The organism is Paracoccus binzhouensis (genome assembly GCF_016446475.1).
Lineage (GTDB): Bacteria > Pseudomonadota > Alphaproteobacteria > Rhodobacterales > Rhodobacteraceae > Paracoccus > Paracoccus binzhouensis.
The window spans coordinates 1-22,594 of record NZ_JAEHFP010000019.1; the positions used below are offsets into that span (position 1 = coordinate 1).

22 protein-coding genes are annotated in these 22,594 nt (G+C 67.8%); 13 read left to right on the forward strand and 9 right to left on the reverse strand.

Annotated elements, in window-relative coordinates; genetic code table 11:
• Nucleotides 1-79 precede the first annotated feature (79 nt).
• Genes I9P22_RS06960 through I9P22_RS06975 form a run of 4 tightly spaced genes read left to right on the forward strand, consistent with a single transcriptional unit; the run spans nucleotide 80 to nucleotide 3,515 of the window.
• The gene (locus I9P22_RS06960; RefSeq protein ID WP_408635163.1) at nucleotides 80-1,777 is read left to right on the forward strand and encodes a cbb3-type cytochrome c oxidase subunit I; all 1,698 of its coding nucleotides are present in this window, start codon (nucleotides 80-82) and stop codon (nucleotides 1,775-1,777) included.
• Nucleotides 1,778-1,780: 3 nt separating this feature from the next.
• Nucleotides 1,781-2,398: a cytochrome o ubiquinol oxidase subunit III gene (cyoC, locus tag I9P22_RS06965; protein ID WP_199258633.1), complete on the forward strand. Its 618-nt coding sequence runs from the start codon at nucleotides 1,781-1,783 to the stop codon at nucleotides 2,396-2,398.
• The gene (cyoD, locus tag I9P22_RS06970) at nucleotides 2,398-2,778 is read left to right on the forward strand and encodes a cytochrome o ubiquinol oxidase subunit IV (protein ID WP_199258634.1); all 381 of its coding nucleotides are present in this window, start codon (nucleotides 2,398-2,400) and stop codon (nucleotides 2,776-2,778) included. The genes cyoC and cyoD overlap by 1 nt, the downstream gene beginning before the upstream one ends.
• The gene (locus I9P22_RS06975; RefSeq protein ID WP_199258635.1) at nucleotides 2,775-3,515 is read left to right on the forward strand and encodes an SURF1 family protein; all 741 of its coding nucleotides are present in this window, start codon (nucleotides 2,775-2,777) and stop codon (nucleotides 3,513-3,515) included. The genes cyoD and I9P22_RS06975 overlap by 4 nt, the downstream gene beginning before the upstream one ends.
• 6 nt (nucleotides 3,516-3,521) lie before the next feature.
• Here I9P22_RS06975 and I9P22_RS06980 read toward each other — a convergent pair whose 3' ends face one another.
• From I9P22_RS06980 to I9P22_RS07010, 7 genes are all read right to left on the reverse strand, one after another.
• Entirely contained in the window at nucleotides 3,522-4,421 is a 900-nt protein-coding gene (locus I9P22_RS06980; RefSeq protein WP_199258636.1) for a sugar phosphate isomerase/epimerase family protein, read from the reverse strand.
• 67 nt (nucleotides 4,422-4,488) lie between these two features.
• A complete protein-coding gene (locus I9P22_RS06985; RefSeq protein WP_199258637.1) occupies nucleotides 4,489-5,415 on the reverse strand; it encodes a sugar ABC transporter substrate-binding protein in 927 nt (308 codons plus the stop codon).
• 238 nt (nucleotides 5,416-5,653) lie between these two features.
• Nucleotides 5,654-6,718: a sn-glycerol-3-phosphate import ATP-binding protein UgpC gene (locus I9P22_RS06990; RefSeq protein WP_199258638.1), complete on the reverse strand. Its 1,065-nt coding sequence runs from the start codon at nucleotides 6,716-6,718 to the stop codon at nucleotides 5,654-5,656.
• Nucleotides 6,719-7,582, reverse strand: a complete 864-nt coding sequence (ugpE, locus tag I9P22_RS06995; protein ID WP_199258639.1) for a sn-glycerol-3-phosphate ABC transporter permease UgpE — start codon at nucleotides 7,580-7,582, stop codon at nucleotides 6,719-6,721.
• Nucleotides 7,575-8,456 (reverse strand): sn-glycerol-3-phosphate ABC transporter permease UgpA, encoded by an 882-nt coding sequence (gene ugpA, locus I9P22_RS07000; RefSeq protein ID WP_199258640.1) that lies wholly within the window; start codon nucleotides 8,454-8,456, stop codon nucleotides 7,575-7,577. The genes ugpE and ugpA overlap by 8 nt, the downstream gene beginning before the upstream one ends.
• A gap of 49 nt (nucleotides 8,457-8,505) precedes the next feature.
• The gene (ugpB, locus tag I9P22_RS07005; RefSeq protein WP_199258641.1) at nucleotides 8,506-9,801 is read right to left on the reverse strand and encodes a sn-glycerol-3-phosphate ABC transporter substrate-binding protein UgpB; all 1,296 of its coding nucleotides are present in this window, start codon (nucleotides 9,799-9,801) and stop codon (nucleotides 8,506-8,508) included.
• A 123-nt stretch (nucleotides 9,802-9,924) separates the two neighbouring features.
• The gene (locus tag I9P22_RS07010) at nucleotides 9,925-10,194 is read right to left on the reverse strand and encodes a hypothetical protein (RefSeq protein WP_199258642.1); all 270 of its coding nucleotides are present in this window, start codon (nucleotides 10,192-10,194) and stop codon (nucleotides 9,925-9,927) included.
• On the opposite strand from I9P22_RS07010, the gene ada reads away from it, so the two are divergent.
• Both ada and I9P22_RS07020 read left to right on the forward strand, forming a co-directional pair.
• The gene (gene ada, locus I9P22_RS07015) at nucleotides 10,193-11,254 is read left to right on the forward strand and encodes a bifunctional DNA-binding transcriptional regulator/O6-methylguanine-DNA methyltransferase Ada (RefSeq protein WP_199258643.1); all 1,062 of its coding nucleotides are present in this window, start codon (nucleotides 10,193-10,195) and stop codon (nucleotides 11,252-11,254) included. The genes I9P22_RS07010 and ada overlap by 2 nt on opposite strands.
• A 68-nt stretch (nucleotides 11,255-11,322) precedes the next feature.
• Nucleotides 11,323-12,300 (forward strand): siderophore-interacting protein, encoded by a 978-nt coding sequence (locus tag I9P22_RS07020; RefSeq protein WP_199258644.1) that lies wholly within the window; start codon nucleotides 11,323-11,325, stop codon nucleotides 12,298-12,300.
• A gap of 3 nt (nucleotides 12,301-12,303) precedes the next feature.
• Here I9P22_RS07020 and I9P22_RS07025 read toward each other — a convergent pair whose 3' ends face one another.
• Nucleotides 12,304-13,494 (reverse strand): multidrug effflux MFS transporter, encoded by a 1,191-nt coding sequence (locus I9P22_RS07025; RefSeq protein WP_199258645.1) that lies wholly within the window; start codon nucleotides 13,492-13,494, stop codon nucleotides 12,304-12,306.
• Between the two features lie 358 nt (nucleotides 13,495-13,852).
• Here I9P22_RS07025 and I9P22_RS07030 point away from each other — a divergent pair, with 358 nt between their 5' ends.
• The 4 genes from I9P22_RS07030 (at nucleotide 13,853) to I9P22_RS07045 (ending at nucleotide 18,265) form a co-directional block, all read left to right on the forward strand.
• Nucleotides 13,853-14,557, forward strand: a complete 705-nt coding sequence (locus tag I9P22_RS07030; RefSeq protein ID WP_199258646.1) for a FadR/GntR family transcriptional regulator — start codon at nucleotides 13,853-13,855, stop codon at nucleotides 14,555-14,557.
• 225 nt (nucleotides 14,558-14,782) lie between these two features.
• The gene (locus tag I9P22_RS07035) at nucleotides 14,783-16,249 is read left to right on the forward strand and encodes an amino acid permease (RefSeq protein ID WP_199258647.1); all 1,467 of its coding nucleotides are present in this window, start codon (nucleotides 14,783-14,785) and stop codon (nucleotides 16,247-16,249) included.
• Nucleotides 16,246-17,181, forward strand: coding sequence for an asparaginase (locus tag I9P22_RS07040; protein ID WP_199258648.1), 936 nt, complete (start codon nucleotides 16,246-16,248; stop codon nucleotides 17,179-17,181). The genes I9P22_RS07035 and I9P22_RS07040 overlap by 4 nt, the downstream gene beginning before the upstream one ends.
• A gap of 130 nt (nucleotides 17,182-17,311) precedes the next feature.
• Nucleotides 17,312-18,265 (forward strand): LysR family transcriptional regulator, encoded by a 954-nt coding sequence (locus I9P22_RS07045; protein WP_199258649.1) that lies wholly within the window; start codon nucleotides 17,312-17,314, stop codon nucleotides 18,263-18,265.
• 9 nt (nucleotides 18,266-18,274) lie between these two features.
• On the opposite strand, the gene I9P22_RS07050 is transcribed toward I9P22_RS07045, so the two are convergent.
• Nucleotides 18,275-19,663, reverse strand: coding sequence for an L-cystine transporter (locus I9P22_RS07050; protein WP_199258650.1), 1,389 nt, complete (start codon nucleotides 19,661-19,663; stop codon nucleotides 18,275-18,277).
• A 322-nt stretch (nucleotides 19,664-19,985) separates the two neighbouring features.
• Here I9P22_RS07050 and I9P22_RS07055 point away from each other — a divergent pair, with 322 nt between their 5' ends.
• The 3 genes from I9P22_RS07055 to I9P22_RS07065 all read left to right on the forward strand — a co-directional run bounded on the left by I9P22_RS07055 (nucleotide 19,986) and on the right by I9P22_RS07065 (nucleotide 22,578).
• On the forward strand, nucleotides 19,986-21,224 hold the full coding sequence (locus I9P22_RS07055) for an MFS transporter (protein WP_332909010.1): 1,239 nt from the start codon (nucleotides 19,986-19,988) through the stop codon (nucleotides 21,222-21,224).
• Nucleotides 21,225-21,257: 33 nt separating this feature from the next.
• A complete protein-coding gene (locus I9P22_RS07060) occupies nucleotides 21,258-21,683 on the forward strand; it encodes a GlcG/HbpS family heme-binding protein (RefSeq protein WP_199258651.1) in 426 nt (141 codons plus the stop codon).
• A gap of 160 nt (nucleotides 21,684-21,843) precedes the next feature.
• A complete protein-coding gene (locus I9P22_RS07065; protein ID WP_199258652.1) occupies nucleotides 21,844-22,578 on the forward strand; it encodes a sulfite exporter TauE/SafE family protein in 735 nt (244 codons plus the stop codon).
• The last annotated feature ends 16 nt before the right edge of the window (nucleotides 22,579-22,594 follow it).

Below are 22,594 nucleotides of genomic sequence, written 5' to 3' on the forward strand. Positions count from 1 at the left end.
ACACCGCTCGGGGCGAAAAACGCTTGCCCAGCGAGCAAAATCAGGCGATCTTGAAGTCAAGCGGCGGGCCACTTGGGGAATGTCGGATCACTACGACCAGATCTTCACCGCCCATGGCGTGATCATGATCTTCTTCGTGGCCATGCCCTTCGTCACCGGGCTGATGAACTACGTCGTGCCGCTGCAGATCGGCGCGCGCGACGTGTCCTTCCCGTTCCTGAACAACTTCTCGTTCTGGATGACGGTGGGGGGCGCGGTCATCACCATGGCCTCGCTGTTCCTGGGCGAGTTCGCGCAGACCGGCTGGCTGGCCTTTCCGCCGCTTTCGGGCATCGGCTACAGCCCCTGGGTCGGGGTGGACTATTACATCTGGGGGCTGCAGGTCGCCGGCGTCGGCACCACGCTGTCGGGCATCAACCTGCTGGTCACCATCCTGAAGATGCGGGCGCCGGGCATGACGATGATGCGGATGCCGGTCTTCACCTGGACCTCGTTCTGCACCAACATCCTGATCGTCGCCTCGTTTCCGGTGCTGACCATGACGCTGATCCTGCTGACGCTGGACCGCTATGTCGGCACCAACTTCTTCACCAACGACCTCGGCGGCAATCCGATGATGTATATCAACCTCATCTGGATCTGGGGCCACCCCGAGGTCTATATCCTGATCCTGCCGCTGTTCGGGGTCTTCTCGGAAGTCACCTCGACCTTCTCGGGCAAGCGGCTGTTCGGCTATTCGTCTATGGTCTACGCGACCGTCTGCATCACGGTGCTGTCCTATCTGGTCTGGCTGCACCATTTCTTCACCATGGGCTCGGGCGCATCCGTGAACTCGTTCTTCGGGATCACCACGATGATCATCTCGATCCCGACGGGGGCCAAGCTCTTCAACTGGCTGTTCACCATGTATGGTGGCCGCATCCGCTATGAGCTGCCGATGATGTGGACGGTGGCCTTCATGCTGACCTTCGTGATCGGCGGCATGACGGGCGTGCTGCTGGCGGTGCCGCCGGCGGATTTCGTGCTGCACAATTCGCTGTTCCTGATCGCGCATTTCCATAACGTCATCATCGGCGGCGTGCTGTTCGGCTGCTTCGCGGCGGTGAACTACTGGTGGCCCAAGGCCTTCGGCTTCAAGCTGGACGTGTTCTGGGGCAAGGTGTCGTTCTGGTTCTGGGTCGTCGGCTTCTGGTTCGCCTTCATGCCGCTGTATATCCTGGGGCTGATGGGCGTGACCCGCCGGCTGCGGGTCTTCGATGACCCGGACCTGCGGATCTGGTTCGCCATCGCCGCCTTCGGCGCGGTGCTGATCGCCTGCGGCATCGCGGCCATGTTCGTGCAGTTCGGCGTCTCGATCCTGCGCCGCAACCGGCCGGACTATCGCGACGTGACGGGCGACCCCTGGAACGGCCGGACGCTGGAATGGGCGACCTCGTCGCCGCCGCCGGCCTACAACTTCGCCTTCAACCCGATCTCGCACGGGCTGGATACCTGGTGGGAGATGAAGCAGAACGGCGCCGCCCGCCCGACCGCCGGCTTCATGCCGATCCACATGCCGAAGAACACCGGCACCGGCGTCATCCTGGCGGCGCTGGCGACTGTCTGCGGCATGGCGCTGATCTGGTATGTCTGGTGGCTGGCGGCGGTCAGCTTCCTGGGCATCGTCGCCGTGTCGATCGGCCATACCTTCAACTACAACCGCGACTATTACATCCCGGTCTCGGAAATCGAGGCGACCGAGGATGCCCGGACGCGCCAGCTTGCGCAGGGGGCCTGAGCCATGAGCCACGCGACGACCGACACCATGGGCCGCTACTGGGAGCTGGAGCCCCATCACCATCCCGAGGGGGCCTCGACCAGCCTGGGCTTCTGGGTCTACCTGATGAGCGACTGCCTGATGTTCGCGGTGCTCTTCGCAGTCTATGGCGTGCTGGGCACCAGCTTCGCCGCCGGGCCGGGCCCCAAGGACCTGTTCGACCTGGAGCTGGTGGCGGTCAACACCGCCATGCTGCTGCTTTCGTCGATCACCTTCGGTTTCGCCATGCTGGCCATGGGCAAGGGCGACAAGCGGGGCACGCTGCGCTGGCTGGCGGTGACGCTGTTCTTTGGCCTGTGCTTCCTGGGTATCGAGCTTTACGAGTTCCACCACCTGATCCATATCGGCGCCGGCCCGCAGCGCTCCGGGTTCCTGTCGGCCTTCTTCACGCTGGTCGGCACGCATGGGCTGCACGTCACCTTCGGCTCGATCTGGCTGGTAACGCTGATGGTGCAGATCACCCGCACCGGGCTGATTCCCGCGAACCAGCGCCGCATGGTCTGCCTGTCGATGTTCTGGCACTTCCTCGACGTCATCTGGATCGGCGTCTTCACCTTCGTCTATCTGCTGGGGATGATCTGATGTCCGCCGAACACGCTCATGCGCATCACGACGACCACGGCCACGACCATGGCAGCCATGCCTCTTATCTCAAGGGCTTCGTGCTGTCGGTGATCCTGACCGCCCTGCCCTTCGGCATCGTCATGGCCGGCGGCTTCGAAAGCCGGGCGCTGACCGCCGTCACGGTGATCGGCTTCGCCGTCGTGCAGATCCTGGTCCACATGGTCTATTTCCTGCACATGAACGGCAAGCAGGAAGAGGGCTGGACCATGCTCTCGACCATCTTCACCGTGGTGGTGGTGGTGATCCTGCTCGCCGGGTCGATCTGGGTCATGTATCACATGAACACCAACATGATGCCGCAGATGGATCACGAGATGATGCAGGGCATCGGCTCGTGACCGGGCCGGCGGATGCGGGAGGGCGCCCGGCGCGGTCCCGCTTCGCGCGGCTGGCGCTCTTGACCGGGGCGCTGGCCGTTTTCGTCCTGCTTTGCGGGCTGGGCACCTGGCAGGTGCAGCGCCTGGCCTGGAAGACCGACCTGATCGCACGGGTCGAGACGCGGCTGGCGGCCGAACCCGTCCCCGCCCCCGGTCCGCGGGACTGGGCGGGACTTTCGGCCGGGACGGACGAATACCGCCGCCTGGCCGTCTCGGGGCGTTTCCACGCCGACAGCGATACGCTGGTCAAGGCGGTGACGGATCGCGGCGCCGGCTTCTGGGTGATGACGCCGCTGGTCACCGACCAGGGCTGGCCGGTGCTGGTCAATCGCGGCTTCGTCCCCGAGACCGACCGGGCCGAGGCCGACCGGGTGCTGCCCGGCGGCCCCGTCACCATCACCGGGCTTCTGCGGACGAGCCAGCCCGGCGGCGCCTTCCTGCGCAAGAACGATCCCCAGGCCGGGCGCTGGTATTCCCGCGACGTCGCGGCCATCGCCGGCCGGCTGGGACTGGCCGGCGCCGCGCCCTATTTCATCGACGCCGATGCCCGCGCCGATGGCGATCTGCCCATCGGCGGGCTGACCGTGGTCAGCTTCCGCAACAGCCATCTGGGCTATGCGTTCACCTGGTTCTCGCTGGCCGCGCTCTGGGCCGGCTGGCTTATCTGGCTGTGGCGACGCGGCGCCGGTCCGGGCTGAGGGCCGTTATTTCCAATACTGGTCGATATACTTCTGCATCTCGGCGCGCATGAAGCGGCCGGAGTGATCGGCGCGGTCCTCCCAAGCGAAGACGCAGGCGGTCATGATGCCGTCGAAACCGATCTCGGCCAGCGTGCCGAAGAAATCGTCCCAGGGCACCTCGCCCTGGCCGATGTCGAGATGCTGGTGCACGCGGGCCTGGGTGCCCGGCGGGTTCAGGATGTAGCGCAGGCCCGAGCTGGCCTTGTGGTTGAACGTGTCGCCGACATGGACATGCGCCAGCACGTCGGCGGCCTCGCGCAGCATCGCCCGGGTGTCGTCGCCGAAATAGAAGGTATGCGGCGCGCAATAGAGGAATTTCACCCGCGGCGAATTCACCGTGCGGATGATGTCGAGCGCCGGCTGCAGCGTCTCGCACCAGTCCTCGGGATGCGGCTCGACATGCAGGTTGATGCCCTCGCGCTCGAAGATCGGCACCAGCTCCTCCATGCTGCGCCACCAGGCATCCTCGCAGGCCTCGATCATGCTGCCGGTGTGGCAGCAATAGCAGCTGCCCTTGTCGGGATGCGGGCCGCGGCCGAATTCGCTGTTCATCGTGTCCACGCCCAGTTCGACGGCGATCTCGATGGCGCGCTTCCAGTGCCTGACGGCGGCCTGGCGCTCAGTTTCGTCGTTCGAGGCCCAGCGATACATCGGCAGCAGGCTGGCGATGCCGACCTCGGCATCCTTCAGCGCCCGTTTCAGCACCTTGATCCGGTCGGGAAAGACGCGCGGGGCCTTGAACCATTCCAGGAAATCGCCGCGCGGGCTCAGCTCGATCCAGTCGTAGCCGAGTTCCCTGACCTTGGCCGGGATCTGTTCCAGCGGCAGGTGGCGGTGCATGAAGGGGTCGATGGCAATGCGCATGTTCGGTCCTTTCCATGGGATGGGTCGCGCGCCGACTCGCCGCGGCGGCGGGGCGGCAGGGTGGCAATCAGCGATATTGCGACAGGTTTTCGGGCGTGACCGGCTCGAAGGGCACCCAGATGTTGCGTTCGACCGGCTCGCCCCTGGCCATGGCGAGGGCGGTCTGCACCGCGATCTCGCCCTGCTTCGTGGCGTTCTGGTAGACGGTGACGTCCAGCTCGCCCGCCTGCATCGCCGCCAGCCCGTCGGGCGTCGCGTCGATGCCGGCCACCACCACCTCGTCCATCGCCACGCCCGCGGCCTTCAGCGACTGGATCGCGCCGATGGCCATCTCGTCATTGTTCGAGATGATCGCGTCGAACTGCAGGCCCGAGGACAGCCAGTTGGTGGTGATGTCCTGCCCCTGGGTGCGGTTCCAGTTACCGACCCGCCGGTCCAGGATCTTCATGCCCTGGCATTCGGGCGTTGCGATCACATCCTCGATGTCCTTGGAGCGCACGGCCGAGGCCTCGTTTTCCAGCGGGCCCATCAGCACCAATACGTCGCCCTTGCCCCCCAGAAGCCTGCAGACCTCCTGCGTCTGCATGGTGCCGCTTTCGATCTCGTTGGAGCCGACGAAGCTGCTGCCCTCGGGCAGCGCCCCATGGTCGATCGGCGGATGGTTCACATAGACCAGCGGCACCCCGGCCTGCACCGCCATCTGCGTCATCGCCGGGGTGGCGGCGCCGTCCACAGCATTCACGATGATCGCGTCGACGCCGTTGGCGATGAAGTTCTGCACCTGGTTCTGCTGGCGGGCCACGTCGAGCTGCGCATCCTCGAGGATCAGCGCGGCCCCGTCCCTGGCCGCCTCGGCCTTGATGCCGTCCAGCAGGATGGTCAGGAAGGGATTGTCGAAGGAGGTCATCGCCACCCCGATCCGCATTTCCTGGGCCATAATCGGGGCGGAAAGCCCCATCAGCAGCGCCACCGCCGTCACGCATCCGGATTTCATTCGTTGGCTCCCCCTCTCGCAGCGCCGCATCCGCCCAAGCGCGGGCCTCGGCCGGCTGCACGGGGCCGGGCAGGGAATGCGGCATGATGTTGAAGACGGGCTCTCTCCTCTGCCCCGCCTGCGCAGGGTTGTCGCCGGCCGGCCGATTCAGGTCAATGCGGGACGATGCGCGAAATCGATCATTCCTGAGGGATAATGATTGACGGCATGATGGGATTCCATCACGCCGTGACGGCCATCAGCCCTCGACGCGACGGCCGGTTTCCGGGTCGAAGAAATGCAGATGCGCGGGGTCCGGCACCACCGCGATGCGGTCGCCGCGCTCGGCCCGGCTGGTGCCGGGCAGGCGCAGCACCATCGGCACCTCCGAGCCCTCGATCATGCCATAGCCGAAGGCATCCGCGCCCAGCCGCTCGACCGAGCGCAGCAGGACCGGGATCGCCGCCTCGCCTTCCTGGGCCAGCCGCAGATGCTCGGGGCGCAGCCCAAGGCGCAGCTCGCCGTCGCGCGGCACGCCGGGCAGCGGCAGGACCGCGTCGCCCGGCAGGGTGACGCCGCCATCGCCGGCCCGGACGGTGAAGATGTTCATCGCCGGCGAGCCGATGAAGCCCGCCACGAATTCGCTGGCCGGGCGCTCATAGACCTCCAAAGGCGTCGCGATCTGCTCGGCCACGCCCTTGTTCATCACGATCAGCCGGTCGGCCAGCGTCATCGCCTCGACCTGGTCATGGGTGACGTAAAGCGTGGTCTGGCCGGTGCGCAGGTGCATCTCCTTGATCTGCAGGCGCATCTGCACGCGGAGCTTCGCATCCAGGTTCGACAGCGGCTCGTCCAGCAGCAGCGCCGCCGGCTCGCGCACCAGCGCCCGGCCCATGGCGACGCGCTGGCGCTGGCCGCCCGACAGCGCGCGCGGCTTGCGGTCCAGATAGGGCTCCAGCTCCAGCATGGTCGCGGCCTTGGCGACGCGGGCCGCGATCTCGGCCTTCGACATCCGGGCGATCTTGAGGCCGTAAGCCATGTTCTCGCGCACCGACATATGCGGGTAAAGCGCATAGTTCTGGAACACCATGGCGATGTCGCGCTGGCGCGGCTCCAGGTCGTTGACCACCTTGCCGCCGATCTCGATGGTGCCGGCGCTGATCGCCTCCAGCCCCGCCACCATGCGCAGAAGCGTGGACTTGCCGCAGCCCGAAGGTCCGACGATCACCACGAATTCGCCGTCGGCGATCTCGATGCCGATGCCGTGGATCACCTGGTTTCCCGCATAGCTCTTGCGGACGTCGTTGAGCAGGATGCGGGCCATCTATTTCTCCGTCTCGACCAGGCCCTTGACGAACCAGCGCTGCATCAGCACCACCACCAGGATCGGCGGCAGGATGGCCAGCACGCTTGTGACCATCACGAGGTTCCAGGGCGTATCGGCATCGGCAAAGGAGATCATCTTCTTCAGCGCGATGACGATGGTGTTCATGTCGTTGGAATTGGTGACCAGCAACGGCCACAGGTATTGCGTCCAGCCATAGATGAACTGGATCACGAAGATCGCCGCGACATTGGTCAGCGACAGGGGCCAGAGGATGTCGCGAAAGAACCGCCAGGGCCCGGCGCCATCGACGCGCGCCGCTTCCAGCAGTTCGTCCGGGATGGTCATGAAGAACTGCCGGAACAGAAGCGTCGCGGTGGCCGAGGCGATCAGCGGCAGGATCAGCCCCGGATAGGTGTCGATCAGCCCCAGATCGACCATGACCTTGTAGGTCGGCTGGATGCGCACCTCGACCGGCAGCATCAGGGTGATGAAGATCAGCCAGAAACAGGCCATGCGCAGCGGAAAGCGGAAAAAGACGATGGCATAGGCCGAGGCCATGGAAATGGCGATCTTTCCCAGCGCGATGCCCATGGCGACGATGGTGGTATTGGCCAGAAGCCGCCACAGGCTGACGCCGCCGATGCGGCTGATGCCGCCCGAGAAGGCGTCGGAATAGTTCTGCGCGGCCTCGGCCCCCGGCAGCAGCGGCAGCGGCGGGCGCAGGATGGTCTGGGTGCTGTGGGTCGAGGCGATGAAGACGTAATAGACCGGGAAGGCCACCACGATCACCCCCAGGACCATCCAGAAATGCGCCACCAGCCGGCCGGCGCCGCGCGGGGCAAGGGGGGAGGCCTCAGCCATAATGCACCCGCCTTTCGATGAAGCGGAACTGGAAGGCGGTCAGCGCGATCACGATGATCATCAGGATCACCGATTGCGCGGCGGAATCGCCCATGATCAGGTTCACGAAGCCGTCGTTATAGACCTTGTAGACCAGCGTTTCCGTGGCCTTGCCGGGGCCGCCGCCGGTCACCGCATGGATGATGCCGAAGGTGTCGAACAGCGCATAGACGGTGTTCACCACCAGCAGGAAGAAGGTGGTCGGCGTCAGCAGCGGGAAAACGATGGTCCAGAAAGCGTGCCGGCGCGAGGCGCCGTCGATGGCCGCGGCTTCCAGAAGCGATCGGGGAATCGCCTGCAAGCCAGCGACGAAGAACAGGAAATTGTAGCTGATCTGCTTCCATGTCGCCGCCGCCACCACCAGGATCATCGCATGATCCCCGTCCAGCAGCGGGTTCCAGTGGATGCCCATCTGCCGCAGCGGCCAGGCCAGCGTCCCGAAGCTGGGGTTGAACATGAACAGCCACAGCATGCCGGCGATGGCCGGCGCCACCGCATAGGGCCAGATCATCAGCGTGCGATAGAAGCCCTTGCCGCGAATGACCTTCTCCGCCTGCACCGCCAGGAACAGCGCGATGGCCATGGCGAAAAGCGCCACCAGCGCCGAGAAGACAGCCGTCACCTGCACCGCGTTCAGATAGTTCGGATCGCCCAGCACCTTGCGGAAATTCGCCAGGCCGACGAAGGTCGATTTCAGCCCGAAGGCATCCTCGCGCAGCATGGATTGCCGGAACGCCTGCCCCGCCGGCCAGTAGAAGAAGATCAGCGTGATCGCCAGCTGCGGCGCCAGCAGCAGCCAGGGCAACAGCTTGTGCGGAAAGACCGTGCGTCTCATCCGTCCCCCGATGCAAGGGCGGGCGCCAGCGGGCGCCCGCCGCAGAAGCTCAGCCGCCGACGGCTTCCTTGATGGCGGCGTTGCCGCGCTCGACCGCGTTCTTCAGCGCCGTGGCCGCGTCCTGCTGGCCGGCCAGCATCTTCTCGTATTCCTCGTTCTGGATGTCACGCAGCTGCGGCAGGTTCGGGGCGCGCACGCCCTTGGAATTCTCGGTCGGCGGCTTGCCCATCATCTGCAGGATCGGCGTCTCGCGGCCCGGATTCTTCTGGTAGAAATCCGAAGCCTTGGTCGCCTCATAGGCCGCCATGGTCACCGGCAGATAGCCCGATTGCTCGTGCAGGTATTGCTGCACCTCGGTCTGCGACAGGTAGTTGAAGAAGGCGGCGACGCCCTTGTAGGTCTCGTCCGACTTGCCGCCCATCACCCAGAGCGAGGCGCCGCCCGGCGTGGTGTTCTGCGGCGCGCCCTCGGCGGTCTCGTCATAGGGCAATTGCCCGATGCCGTAGTTCATCCCTGATTTGACGATGTCGCCCAGCCCGCCGGAGCTTTCGGTCAGGATGCCGCATTCGCCCGAGGTGAAGTTCTGCTTGGCCTCGGAGGTGCGGCCGCCATAGACGAAGACGCCCTCTTTCGCCAGGTCGGCAAGTTCCTGGAAATGCTTGACGAACAGCGGGCCGTCGATCTTCAGCTCGGGCGTGCCGGCCAGGCCGTTCTCGTTCGTGGCCCAGCTGACATTGTTCCAGGCGGCGAAGTTCTCGGTATGGATCCAGGTCAGCCAGGTCGAGGTATAGCCGCAGGTCGCGGCGCCCGATTCCTTGATCTTGCGGGCGGCGGCCCAGACCTCGGCCCAGGTCTTGGGCGGGTTGTCCACGTCCAGCCCCGCCTTCTCGAAGATGTCCTTGTTGTAATACAGGATCGGCGAGGAGGAATTGTAGGGGAAGGACAACATCTCGCCCTCGGGCGTCGAGTAATAGCCGACGATGCCGGGCAGATACTGGCTCTTGTCGAAGTCGTAGCCGCCTTCCTTCAGCACCTCGGCCACCGGCTTGATGGCGCCCTGCGCGCCCATCATCACCCCGGTGCCGACGTCGAAGACCTGGATGATGTCCGGGGCCTGCCCGGCGCGGAAGGCGGCGATGCCGGCGTTCAGCGTTTCCGGGTAAGTGCCCTTGAAGACGGGCTTGACCTCGTAATCTTCCTGGCTGGCGTTGAAATCGCTGGCGATCTTGGTCACCACCTCGGCATTGGCGCCGGTCATGGCGTGCCACCAGGAAATCTCGGTCTTGGCCTCGGCCGCGACGGGCAGCGCCATCAGCCCGGCAAGCCAGAAAACGGTTCTTTGCATGGTCTTCCTCCGAATCGTGCCTTTTCGGCTCTTCGCTCCCGGGCGGCATTCCTTGGAACCACGGGTTCCGCGCGCAGCATCCGCCTCCCTGGACGAAACTGTCACCTGCCAGGGGCCGAGGTGTCAATTCGCTTCATGGGGCTGATGCCGCGCCGGCACCGCGCCGATCACCGTTGCGGCTTCGCATTTTCTTGTAAAAATCCTGTGACAGCAAGGAAATGCAAAGGTTTTCTGAAGTATTTCATCAAATCGACACATTGCGCGAAAAATCACGCTTTCCGTGCGTTTACTGTTGAAACGCGCCCGGAATTTGACCGCAAGCGGCGGAGTGCGGCAGATGCGTTTTCCGGCCAGACATGCTATCGAAGCAATGAAACGAAAGGCCGCGACCATGGATCAGCGTCCCCTTCCCACCCAGAACGACCCGCGCTGGCAGCAGGTGCTGGCGCGCGATGCCGCCGCCGACGGGCGCTTCGTCTATGCGGTGCGCTCGACCGGCGTCTATTGCCGGCCCTCCTGCCCGTCGCGCCGGGCCCGGCCCGAGAATGTCCGCTTTTTCCCCGCCCCGGACGAGGCCGAGGCGGCGGGCTTCCGGCCCTGCCGGCGCTGCAACCCGCGCGGACTTTCGACGGCCGAGGCCAATGCTGCGCTGGTCGCCGCCGCCTGCCGGCTGATCGAGGCCTCGGACAGCCCGCCCAGCCTCGACGCGCTGGCCGAGGCGGCGGGGCTGAGCCCGTTCCATTTCCACCGCCAGTTCAAGGCGGCAACCGGGCTGACGCCGCGCGCCTATGTCGCCGCGCATCGCGCCGGCCGGCTGCGCGAGGGGCTGCAGGACAGCGACAGCGTGACCGGGGCGATCTACGAGGCCGGCTTCAACGCCAGCAGCCGTTTCTATGAAAGCGCGGATGCCATGCTGGGCATGACGCCCTCGGCCTGGCGCAAGGGCGGCGCGGGGGCCGAGATCCGCTTCGCGCTGGGGCAATGCGCGCTTGGCGCCATCCTGGTCGCGCAAAGCCGGCGCGGCATCTGCGCCATCGCGCTTGGCGACGACCCCGAGGCGCTGCTGCGCGACTTCCAGGACCGCTTTCCCCGCGCCGCCCTGATCGGCGGCGACCCGGAATTCGAGGCGCTGGTGGCCCGCGTCGTCGGTTTCGTCGAGGCGCCGCGCATCGGGCTGGACCTGCCGCTGGACATCCGCGGCACCGCCTTCCAGCAGCGGGTCTGGCAGGCGCTGCGGCAGATCCCGCCCGGCTCCACCGCCAGCTATGCCGAGATCGCCCGCCGCATCGGCGAACCCCGCGCCAGCCGCGCCGTCGCCCAGGCCTGCGCCGCCAATGCGCTCGCCGTGGCCATCCCCTGCCACCGGGTGGTGCGCAGCGATGGCGGGCTGTCGGGCTATCGCTGGGGCATCGCCCGCAAGCAGGCGCTGCTGGACCGGGAACGCGCCGGCTAGCGCATATTGCCGAGCATTTCGCTTGGGTATATAGGGCGAAGGACCTGCGCCGCGCGAAAGGACCTGCCATGTTTCCGATCCGACCCTATTGCAGCACCGGAACGCTCGACAGCGCCTCGGGTGCCGCGGCGGCGGCGATCAAGGCCCGCGCCGCTGAGTGGGAGGTCGAGCTGATCGAGACCCCGGAGAGCCTGACCATGCTGGTCTGGGGCTGCGAATTGTCCCTGATCCCCGAGGGCCATTCGGCGCGGCTGGAACTCAGCGCCCCCGAGAAGCGGCTGATCGGGACCCTGCAGGACACCGCCACCACGCTGCTGGACAGCCTCGGCATCGCGGTGCGCTGGGACCGGGTGGACGCGGGCGCGCTGGCCCCCGGCCTGTCGCTGCTGCGCGTGGTGCGGGTCTGGCAGCGCACGCCCGGCTTCATCCGCGTGCGCCTGGCGGGCGAGGAGGCCGCGCGCTTCGGCCAGGGCGGGCTGCATTTCCGCCTGCTGCTGCCGCCGCCCGGCCGCGCGCCGCAATGGCCGCGCGTCGCCGCGAACGGCCGCACCCTCTGGCCCGAAGGCGCAGATGCGCCGCATCGCGCCGTCTACACCACCGCCGCGCAGCAGGACGACTGGCTGGAATTCGACATCTTCCGCCATGCCGGCAGCCCGACCTGCGACTGGGCCGACCGCGCCCGCCCGGGCGAGACGGTCGGCATCATCGGCCCTGGCGGCGGCGGTTGCCCCGGAGCCTCGCGGATCTGGCTGTTCGGGGACGAAACCGCCCTGCCCGCCATCGCCCGCATCCTGGTCGAGGCGCCGGGCGAAGTCCGCGCGGTCCTGCGCTGCGCCCCCGAGGACATGGCCGACCTGGCCGATGACGGGCGCGTGCGCCGCTGCGACGACCTGCTGACGGCGCTGGACGGCGCCGATTTCGGCACCCCCGAGAATCGTCACGTCTGGTTCGCCGGCCCCGCCGCCGAAGCGCGCGAGGCGCGGCGGCGGCTGGTCGCGCGCGGCCTGAGCAAGCGCGAATTCACCGCCGCCGCCTATTGGGGCTAGGCCTCAGGCCAGCAGGCGCAGGCGCGGCAGCGACGCGGCCGCCGCAGCCCAGGCCAGCACCGCGCAAAGCGCGATGGCCGGCACCATGCTGGCCGCGGTGTTGTCGAGGAACGGCCCGGTCACGGCGATCATCAGCCCGCCGGTCAGCATCTGGATCGTGCCGCCCAGCGACGAGGCAAGCCCGGCGATATCGGGATGCGGGTCCAGCGACATGACCATGGCCGTGGGCATGACCAGCCCCAGGCAGGCATTGGCCAGGAACAGCCCGGCAACCACCACCGGCAGCGCGTCGAAGCCCGCGGCCACCACCAGCGACAGAAGCAGCGCCAGCCCGGCGAAGCCGGTAATGGCCAGCGAGATCACCCGCTCCATCCCGAAGCGCTCGGCCAGCCGGCCGGCGAATTGCGAGGCCGAGAAGAAGCCGATCGCGTTCACCGCGAAGGCCAGCGAGAAGCCGGTGGGGCTGAGCCCGTATTGCCGGGTATAGACGAAGCTCGCCGAGGCCAGGAAGACGAAGAAGCTGGCCATGCCGAAGCCGCCGATCATCGTCAGGCCCAGGAAGCGCCGGTCCGAAAGCAGCCGGCGCGCCCCCGCCAGCATCGCGCCTATCCGCACCGGCCTGCGGTTGCCGGCCTCCAGCGTCTCGGGCAGCACGAACAGGATCAGCGCCAGGCTCAGCAGCGCCGCGCCGGCCAGCACCGCGAAGATCTCGCGCCAGCCGCCCCAGGCCATCACCGCCGAGCCGGTCAGCGGCGCCAGCATGGGCGAGACCGAGATCACGATCATGATCGCCGCCATCATCTTCGCCGCCGCGGGGCCGGTGGCCATGTCGCGGATCACCGCGCGCGGCACCACCATCAGGGTGGCCGCCCCCAGCCCCTGCACGGCGCGGGCGGCGATCAGCCAGCCGATGGTCGGCGCCAGGCTGGCGGCCACGGTGGCGGCCAGGAAGATGCCGACGCCGATCACCAGCGGCTTCTTGCGCCCGACCGCATCGGACATCGGGCCATAGATCATCTGGGCGATGCCGAAGACGATGAAATACGAGGTCAGCGTCAGCGCCGCCCCGGCCTCGGTGGTGCCCAGGTCGCTGGCCACCTGCGGCAGCGCGGGCAGATACATGTCGATCGCGAAGGGACCGACGGCGGAAAGCAGGCCAAGCAACAGGGCCATGCGGAACAGGGGATCACGCATCGGGAAACCAGTCAGATTGTCAGATATGGAAGAAGCGGACGCAGAATCGCACCCAAAGCCGTTCACCGCCGCCGGGCGCTGCATGCCACGGTCCGTGGACAAGCGCAAGCGCCTTCGCGCCGGCCGGTTGATAAATGTTTGACCATCCGGATCGGGGCTTTGCCGGGGCCGGCGCGCGCAGCATTATGGCCGGGATTGCAGGATTCTGTCGCGGAGCACGCCGATGAGGATCTACCATCTTCTTTTCATGGCGCAGATCGCCGGGCTTGTCGGGCTGATCGGCACCGCCGTCATCTATTGGTAACGGTTTCCCCAAGGCCCCGCTTGACAGGTTCGCCTGACATGTAACATTGGCGCCATGAACAAAGTGGCTGATTGGTTGTCCAACAAGAGCCCGGTCAGTCGGAAAAACGCCGCCGAGACGGTGTTCGAGGATCTGCGAGGCGCGATACTTTCCGGCAATTTGCCGGTGGGTATCCGTTTGCCGTCCGAAGCCAAGCTGGCCGAGCGCTACGGTGTCAGTCGCCCCATCATTCGCGAAGCCATGCGCTCGCTGCAGACGCTGGGGTTGACCCGCAGCCGCAGCGGCAGCGGCAGCTTCGTCATTTCCGACCGGCAGACGCCCGAGCTGGCCTATGGCAGCTATTCGGCGCGCGAGCTGATCGAGGCCCGCCCCTTCATCGAGATCCCCGCCGCCGGCTGGGCGGCGCTGCGGCGCAACCCGGACCAGCTGGCGCGGCTGATGCAGCTTTGCGACAGCATGGAACGGCAGGAGGACGCGCTGAAATGGGTGCGGCTGGATTCCGACTTCCATTGTCTGATCGCCGAGGCGGCGGACAATACCGTCTTCCTGCGCGTCGTCACCGACTCGCGCGAGGCGCTGATGCGCCAGTCTGAACTGGTAAACCTGATGGCCGATCGGCGCGTGACCTCGAATCACGAACATCGCGCCATCGCCGAGGCCATCGCCGCCGGCTCGGAAGCCGAGGCCCAGACCGCCATGCGCAAGCACCTGAACGAGGTCGAGCTGGCGATGACCTGGATCATCGGCCAGCAAGGCTGATTTCAGCCGGCGGCATTTCCTGCCCTTGATACAACATGTTGCTGGCGGCCCCTCATCTGCTTTCCAGGAGCGTTCCCGCCGGCACCCCTGCCCGGACCCGCAAACGGTCTTGACGCCGCCGCGGTCGGATTACTAAATGCAAAATCTGTCAGACAGCATTACAGATAATTCATTCACGCGCCGAAGGCAGGAGGTGGCCGCGGCGCGAAGCAGAGCGGAGGAGACATGTCTCATCAAACCACCCCGGCCGAAGGCCAGGTGTTCGCCGAGGAGGAGCTCGGCTATCACAAGGAACTCAAGCCGCGCCAGATCCAGATGATCGCCATCGGCGGCGCCATCGGCACCGGGCTCTTCCTGGGCGCCGGCGGCCGGCTGGCCAGCGCCGGCCCGGCCCTGGTGCTGGTCTATGCGCTGTGCGGCTTCTTCGCCTTCCTGGTGCTGCGCGCCCTGGGCGAACTGATCATGCACCGGCCCAGCTCGGGCTCGTTCGTGTCCTATGCGCGCGAGTTCTATGGCGAGAAGCTGGCCTTCGCCGCCGGCTGGATGTACTGGCTGAACTGGGCGATGACCTCGGTGGCCGACGTCACCGCCGTCGCCGTCTACATGAATTTCTTCAAGGCCTATGTGCCCTGGCTGGCCGGCATCGACCAATGGGTCTTTGCCCTGGCGGCGCTGGTGGTGGTGCTGGCGATGAACATGCTGTCGGTCAAGGTCTTCGGCGAACTGGAATTCTGGTTCAGCCTGATCAAGGTCCTGTCGCTGCTCGCCTTCCTGCTGATCGGCATCTATTTCGTGGTCAGCGGCACGCCCATCGCCGGCCATGCGCCCGGATTGCACCTGATCTCCGAGGGCGGCGGCCTGTTTCCGAACGGCATCCTGCCGGCGCTTCTGATCATCCAGGGCGTGGTCTTCGCCTATGCCTCGATCGAGCTGATCGGCACCGCCGCGGGCGAGACCGAGGACCCGCGCAAGGTCATGCCGCGCGCGATCCGCACCGTCGTCTTCCGCCTGGTGGTCTTCTATGTCGGCTCGGTGCTGCTCTTGTCGCTGCTGCTGCCCTATACCGCCTACAAGGCCGGCGAGAGCCCCTTCGTCACCTTCTTCGGCGCGATCGGCATCGAGGGCGCCGACATCATCATGAACCTGGTGGTGCTGACGGCGGTGCTGTCCTCGCTGAATGCGGGCCTCTATTCGACCGGGCGCATCCTGCACTCCATGGCGGTCTCGGGCTCGGCCCCGGCGGCGCTGGCGCGGATGAACAAGGCCGGCGTGCCCTATATGGGCATCGCCGTCACCGCCTTCGTCACCGTGCTGGGGGTGATCCTGAACGCCATCGTCCCGGCCGCAGCCTTCGAGATCGCCATGAACGTGGCCGCCCTCGGCATCATCACCGCCTGGGGGGTGATCGTGCTTTGCCAGCTCAAGCTCTGGCACCTGTCGCGCAAGGGCGAGATCGCGCGCCCTGCGTTCCGCATGTTCGGCGCCCCCTTCACCGGCGTCGCCACGCTGGCCTTCCTGCTGGGCGTGGTGGTGCTGATGGCCTTCGATTATCCGATCGGCACCTGGACCGTCGCCTCTTTGCTGGTGATCGTGCCCGCGCTGGTGATAGGGTGGCATCTTGCGCGCGACCGCATCCACAGCATCGCGCAGCAGCATGAGGAGGAGATCGCAAACATGCAGGGCGCGTCGTGACCGTCATTGCCGAAAAGCCGCTGGTGGCCGTGCTGGCCACCGGGGGCACCATCGCCAGCAGCCGCGGGGCCGATGGCTCGGCCAGCCCCAGCCTCAGCGGCCAGGCCCTGCTGGACCTTTTGCCCCCGGTGGCGGTCGAGCTGCGCCCGCAGGAGTTGCTGGCACGCGATTCCGCCAGCCTGACGCTGGCCGACATGCAGCGCATCAGCGATGCGGTCGGCGCACAGCTTGCGGATCCGCGGCTGGCCGGCATCGTGGTGCTGCACGGCACCGACGCGATGGAGGAAACCGCGCTGCTGGTGCAGCTTCAGCACCTGCCGGCGAAGCCCGTGGTGTTCACCGGCGCGCAATTCGCCTCGGACCACCCGCGATCCGACGGAACCGCCAACCTGGCGCTGGCGCTCGACAAGGTGCTGCAGGGCGGTGCCGACGTGACCGTGGCCTTCGGCGACCGACAATTCCCGGTCTGGGGCCTCTACAAGTTCGCCACGGATTCGGCGGATGCCTTTCGCTGCGTGGCGCATGAGGGCACGGGACTGCACCGCGCCCTGCCCGCCCCGATCGCCGGGCTGCGGGTCGATATCGTCGCCGCCCACCCCGGCAGCGACGGCGTGCACCTGGACGCGAGCATCGCCGCCGGCGCCCGCGGCATCGTGGTCGCGGCGCTGGGGTCGGGCAATGCCTCGCCGGAACTGGTCGCAGCCATCGCCCGCGCCCGCGCCCAGGGCATCACCGTGGTGGTGTCCAGCCGTGTCCCCGAGGGCATCCTGGCGCCGATCTATGGCGGCGGCGGCGGCGGCCATGACATGAAGCGCGCCGGCGCGATCCATGCCCGGCTGCTGCGGCCCGGACAGGCCCGCATCCTGCTGGCCGCCATGCTCGCCAATGGCTGCCCCGAGGAGGAAATCGCCGCGATCTTCGAGGAAACCTAGTTTTCCTGGAAGTTGCGGCAGGAACATCGACGGTTCCGATGGCCCCGCCCCCTGCCGCCGGCAAGGGCCTGGCTTTTGCGCGACATGATGATAAGGTCACGCGATCCGCAATCTGCATATCGTCGCTGACATGTCCCTGCCTCCCGCCCGCCTGATGCTGAAACCCGCCCAGCTGCGCCTGATCCAGCAGATCGCAGAGCATGGCCAGCTGCAACTTGCGGCCGAAACCGTGGGCATGACCCAGCCGGCCGCCTCGCGCATGCTGGCCGAGATCGAGAACCAGGTCGGCGCCCAGCTGTTCCTGCGCCAGCCCAAGGGGATGGAGCCGACCGAGATCGGCCGCGCCGTCCTGCGCCGCGCCCGCGTCATCCTGCGCGAGATGTTCAGCATGGCCGCCGACGTGCGGGCGCTGCGCGAGGGCTTCGGCGGCTCGCTGCGGGTCGGCGCGGTGACCGGCCCGGCGGTGGGCTATCTGGTCACCGCCATCCGCGAGATCAAGCAGACCGCGCCGGATGCCGACATCACCGTCGACGTCATGCCCTCGCGCGAGCTCCTGGGCCATCTGGCCGCCGGAGAGATGGATTTCGTGCTGGCCCGCATCCTGCCGGAATTCGACAGCCAGGACTTCAACATCCTGCCGATGCGGGACGAGAAGGTGTCGTTCCTGGTGCGGTCAAGCCATCCGCTTAGCCGCTCTTCCTCGGTCACGCTGACGGAACTCGCGGGCCAGGAATGGGTGATGCAAAGCCGCGGCGCCCCGATCCGCGAGGCGGCGCTGGCGGCATTCGCCGATGTCGGCCTGGCCGAGCCCCGCAACATCGTCAACAGCCCCTCGCTTCTGCTGACCATCGCCTATCTGGCGCAATGCGACGCCGTGGCGCCGATGTCCGAGGAGGTGGCGGAGCTGCTGATCCGGCCGCCGGTCGGGGCCGGCTTCTCGGTGCTGCAGGTCCCGCACGAGATCCGCGTCTCGCCCTATTACCTGCTCGACCTCAAGCGCCGGCCGCTGTCGCCGCTGGCGATGCGGCTGCGCGAGAGGCTGATCGCCCTCTCGCGCAGCCCGGTCAGGGATGCCCATGCCTGAGCCGGCGGCTCAGGCGCTTTGCAGCTCGCCCGCCTCGCTGTTCTGCAGGACCGCCTTGTCCGTCTGGCCCAGCAATTGCGAGGTGACGGTGCCGGCGGTCATCGAGCCCGAGACGTTCAGCGCCGTGCGGCCCATGTCGATCAGCGGCTCGACCGAGATCAGCAGCGCCACCAGCGTCACCGGCAGGCCCATGGCCGGCAGCACGATCAGCGCCGCCATGGTCGCGCCGCCGCCGACCCCGGCCACCCCGGCCGAGGACAGGGTGACGATGGCCAGCAGCGTGATGATCCAGCCCGGATCGGTCGGGTTGATGCCGACGGTCGGCGCCACCATCACCGCCAGCATCGCCGGATAGAGCCCGGCGCAGCCGTTCTGCCCGATCGTGGCCCCGAACGAGGCCGAAAAGCTGGCGATGGTCTGCGGGATGCCCAGGCGGCGGGTCTGGATCTCGACGTTCAGCGGAATGGTCGCGGCGCTGGAGCGGCTGGAGAAGGCGAAGCTCAGCGCCGGGACGATCTTCTTGAAGAACAGCAGCGGGTTCACCCCGGTCAGGGTCAGCAGCACGGCGTGGACCACGAACATGATCGCCAGGCCGATATACGAGGCGATGACGAACTTGCCGAGGTTCAGGATGTCGGCCGCGTTCGAGGTCGCCGCCATCTTGGTCATCAGCGCCATGACGCCGTAAGGGGTCAGCGCCATGATCAGCCGCACCAGCTGGCTGATCCAGCCCTGCAGCACGTCGATCAGGGCCAGCAGGCTGCGGCCGCGTTCCGCGTCGCGGCGCACCAGCCGGATCGCGGCGACGCCCAGGAAGGCCGCGAAGATCACCACCGAAATGATCGAGGTCGGATTGGCCCCGGTCAGGTCGGCGAAGGGGTTCTTGGGGATGAAGGACAGAAGCAGCTGCGGCACGGTCAGGTCGGCGACCCTGGGCGCATAGTTGCTTTCCAGCGCCGTCAGCCGCGCCGTCTCGGCCGCGCCCTGGGCCAGGCCCTCGGCGGTCAGGCCGAAGACCAGCGACATGACCACGCCCACGAAGGCCGCGATCAGCGTGGTGAACAGCAGCGTGCCCAGCGTCAGCACCGAGATCCGTCCCAGCGCCGAAGCGTCGTGCAGCCGGGCCACCGCGCTGAGGATCGCCGCGAAGACCAGCGGCATCACCACCATCTGCAGAAGCTGCACATAGCCGTTGCCGACGACGTTGATCCAGTTGATCGTGGTCTGCAGCGCCTCGGATTCCAGGCCATGGACCAGTTGCAGCCCGATCCCGAACAGGGTGCCCAGGATCAGGCCGATGAAGACCCGCACCGACAGCGACAGCTGGCCGCCCTGCAGGCGGACCAGGGCGACGATCAGGGCGGCGAATATCGCAAGGTTGATGAGAACGGATGCCATCGCGCATCTCCGGCAATTTCAGATTGTTCCGTTAAGCCATAATGCACGTCCGGCGTATAGCAAGGACCGGACAAGACCTGTGCGGCATCACGGGGTTCCGCCGATAAAGGCAGCCCCGCAGCGCACTGCAAGGGCCGCAATGCCGGTATGCAGGCCGATTATTGATAAAATATTGTGTCTGTATTTTGATATTGTTGATTATCAGCCTGCGGCGACCGGGCTATCGTGCCGCAGGATCGCATCGCCGGACAGGGCCTGCAGGCAACCGGCCCCGGCTTTCGCATGGCGCGCCGCCGATCCGCAAGAAGGAGCGACAGGACCAGTGACCGCGAACAAGGCGAAACCCGCGGCCGATCCGCGGCCCTGGATGCTGGCTGTCGTGGCGCTGGTCGGCCTGGCGCTGCGCCCCTTCCTGACCGGGCTGGGCCCGGTGGCGGGCCCGGTCCTGGCCGATACCGGCCTTTCCCTGCAGGGCCTGTCGCTGCTGACCCTGCTGCCGATCCTGCTGATGGGCGCGGGCGCCTTCTTCGGGCCGGGCCTGCAGGCCCGGCTGGGCGCGAAGCGCGCCACGGTCGCGGCGCTGCTGGTGCTGGCCCTGGGCTCGGCCCTTCGGCTGGCCGCGCATTCGGCGGCCGAGATGCTGGGTTCGGCCGTGCTGCTGGGGCTTGGCGCGGCGGTGGTGCAGGCGGTGTTTCCCGCCGTCATCAAGCGCCAGTTCCCGCACCGCATCAGCCTGGCGATGGGGCTATATGCCTCGATGATGATGGGCGGCGGCGCCTTCGGCGCCCAGGCCGCGCCGCTGATCGCCGGCTGGAGCGGCAGCTGGCGGCTGGCGCTTGGCTGGCTGGCCCTGCCCGCGGCGCTGACGGCCCTGCTGGTCGCCCTTGCCCTGCCCCGAGAAACGGGGGGCGGCCGCAGTGGCGGCCTGGCCTTGCGGGGCTGGCTGGGCCGGCCGCGGGTCTGGCTGCTGATGGCCTGCTTCGGCTTGATCAACGGCGGCTATTCCTCGTCGGTGGCCTGGCTTTCGCCGGCCTTTCGCGATCTGGGCTGGACGGCCGGCGCCAGCGGCGGGCTGCTGGCACTGCTGGCGGTGGGCCAGGCGGTCTCGGCCCTGCTGACGCCGGTGCTGGCCAGCCGCGGCAGCGACCGGCGGCCCTGGCTGCTCGGCTGCCTCGCCATGCAGGCCCTGGGCTTCGCCGCCCTGGCGCTGCGCCCCGAGGCCGCGCCGCATCTGACCGCCTTCCTGCTGGGCGCGGGGCTTGGCGGCTGCTTCTCGCTGATGATGGTGGTGGCGCTGGACCACCTGCCCGACCCGGCCGAGGCCGGCGCCCTTGCCGCGCTGATGCAGGGCGGCGGCTTCCTGCTGGCGGCCCTGCCGCCCTGGCTGCTGGCGGCGCTGCATGACCGGACCGGCAGCTTTGCCGCGGGGTGGGAGCTCCACCTGGCCGCGGTGCTGCTGGTCGGCCTGCTGGCCCTGCGCCTGTCGCCGCAAAGCTACCTGCCCGCGCTGGGACGCGCCGCCGCGCCTGTGCCCCTGCCCGGCCGCGCACCGGCGGAATGACCCGCAAGGCCAAGGATTTTCAGAGGAGGAACCATGCTCACCATCACCCGACTGGACCAGGCGGACGCCCGCCTGCTGATCGCCGGCGCCGAGGCCCATGCGCGGCAGATCGGCGTGCCCATGTGCATCGCCGTCACCGACGAAAGCGGGCAGTTGCTGGCCTTTTCGCGCATGGATGGCGGCAAGGTGACCTCGGCGACCATCGCCATCGACAAGGCCTTCACCGCCGCCGCGGCGCGCAAGGCCACGCATGAATACGGCGCCGCCAGCCAGCCCGGCGCACCGGCCTGGGGGATTTCCTCGGCCATCGGCGGGCGGCTGATCGTGGTGGGCGGCGGGTTGCCGGTCGAGCATGACGGCCAGACCGTCGGCGGCATCGGCGTCTCGTCCGGCAGCCCGGCGCAGGACCAGGCGGTGGCGCAGGCCGGCATCGACCATTGGCGGGCGCAGCGCGGCTGATCCCTGGATGATGGGCGGGGATCCCTCCCCGTTCCCATCACGCCACACCCGGTGGGCCACCGGCCCGGCCCGCTCTGGACGCCGGCCGGCGCGGCGGCTAAGGCGGGCGCGTTCCCCTGCCGCCGCGGCGCGGGGACGCCGCACCTGCCTGCAAGAGATCATGCCCTGGTTCCTGCCCATCGCCGCCGCCGTCTTCGGCGCCGCCATCCTGCGCGGCCTGACCGGCTTCGGCTTCGCCCTGGCGGCGGTGCCGCTGATGTCGCTGGTCGTCGAGCCGCGCGTGGCGGTAGCCAGCACCATCCTGCTGCAGGTGATGATCGGCTTTCGCGACCTCATGCACCTGCGCGGCAGCTATGACCGCGCTGCGGTGCTGCGACTGTCGCTGGGCTCGCTGCTGGGCATGCCCTTCGGCATCGCGGCGCTGGCGCTGTTCGATCCCGATGCCGGGCGGCTCGCCATCGCCGCGATCTCACTGGCCGGGCTGGGCATGATGCTGCACCAGCCGCATCGCCGCCTGGCGCCGGGCCCCGGCGTGACCCTGGCGGCCGGGGCACTGTCGGGCCTGTTCGGCAGCCTCGCCGCCATGCCCGGCCCGCCCACCGTGGCCTATTTCGTCGCCAGCGGCACCCCGGCAGTGCGGGCCCGGGCCTCGATGATGATCTTCTTCTTCGTTTCGGCGCTGATCACCCTGCCGGGGCTGGCCGTCGCCGGGGCGGTGGATCTGCGCACGCTGGGGCTGAGCCTGGCGCTGTTGCCGCTGCTGATCGCGGGCACCTGGGTCGGGGGCCAGCTGTTCCGCCGTCTCGACGCCCGGCATTATCGCGGGCTGGCTCTGGGGGTCATGGCGCTGTCCGCGGGACTGGCCGGGGCGCGGGCACTGGCCGGGCTGTTCTGAGCCCGCTTGCGCCGCG

Coding starts and splice junctions, on each gene's coding strand:
- I9P22_RS06985 (WP_199258637.1), bottom strand. CDS start 5,415: ATGAAATCCGGATGCGTGACGGCGGTGGCGCTGCTGATGGGGCTTTCC.
- I9P22_RS06980 (WP_199258636.1), bottom strand. CDS start 4,421: ATGCGCATTGCCATCGACCCCTTCATGCACCGCCACCTGCCGCTGGAA.
- I9P22_RS07025 (WP_199258645.1), bottom strand. CDS start 13,494: ATGCGTGATCCCCTGTTCCGCATGGCCCTGTTGCTTGGCCTGCTTTCC.
- I9P22_RS07050 (WP_199258650.1), bottom strand. CDS start 19,663: ATGGCATCCGTTCTCATCAACCTTGCGATATTCGCCGCCCTGATCGTC.
- ugpB (WP_199258641.1), bottom strand. CDS start 9,801: ATGCAAAGAACCGTTTTCTGGCTTGCCGGGCTGATGGCGCTGCCCGTC.
- I9P22_RS07035 (WP_199258647.1), top strand. CDS start 14,783: ATGTCTCATCAAACCACCCCGGCCGAAGGCCAGGTGTTCGCCGAGGAG.
- I9P22_RS07030 (WP_199258646.1), top strand. CDS start 13,853: ATGAACAAAGTGGCTGATTGGTTGTCCAACAAGAGCCCGGTCAGTCGG.
- ugpA (WP_199258640.1), bottom strand. CDS start 8,456: ATGAGACGCACGGTCTTTCCGCACAAGCTGTTGCCCTGGCTGCTGCTG.
- ugpE (WP_199258639.1), bottom strand. CDS start 7,582: ATGGCTGAGGCCTCCCCCCTTGCCCCGCGCGGCGCCGGCCGGCTGGTG.
- ada (WP_199258643.1), top strand. CDS start 10,193: ATGGATCAGCGTCCCCTTCCCACCCAGAACGACCCGCGCTGGCAGCAG.
- I9P22_RS07010 (WP_199258642.1), bottom strand. CDS start 10,194: ATGGTCGCGGCCTTTCGTTTCATTGCTTCGATAGCATGTCTGGCCGGA.
- I9P22_RS07045 (WP_199258649.1), top strand. CDS start 17,312: ATGTCCCTGCCTCCCGCCCGCCTGATGCTGAAACCCGCCCAGCTGCGC.
- I9P22_RS06960 (WP_408635163.1), top strand. CDS start 80: ATGTCGGATCACTACGACCAGATCTTCACCGCCCATGGCGTGATCATG.
- cyoD (WP_199258634.1), top strand. CDS start 2,398: ATGTCCGCCGAACACGCTCATGCGCATCACGACGACCACGGCCACGAC.
- I9P22_RS07065 (WP_199258652.1), top strand. CDS start 21,844: ATGCCCTGGTTCCTGCCCATCGCCGCCGCCGTCTTCGGCGCCGCCATC.
- I9P22_RS07020 (WP_199258644.1), top strand. CDS start 11,323: ATGTTTCCGATCCGACCCTATTGCAGCACCGGAACGCTCGACAGCGCC.
- cyoC (WP_199258633.1), top strand. CDS start 1,781: ATGAGCCACGCGACGACCGACACCATGGGCCGCTACTGGGAGCTGGAG.
- I9P22_RS06990 (WP_199258638.1), bottom strand. CDS start 6,718: ATGGCCCGCATCCTGCTCAACGACGTCCGCAAGAGCTATGCGGGAAAC.
- I9P22_RS07060 (WP_199258651.1), top strand. CDS start 21,258: ATGCTCACCATCACCCGACTGGACCAGGCGGACGCCCGCCTGCTGATC.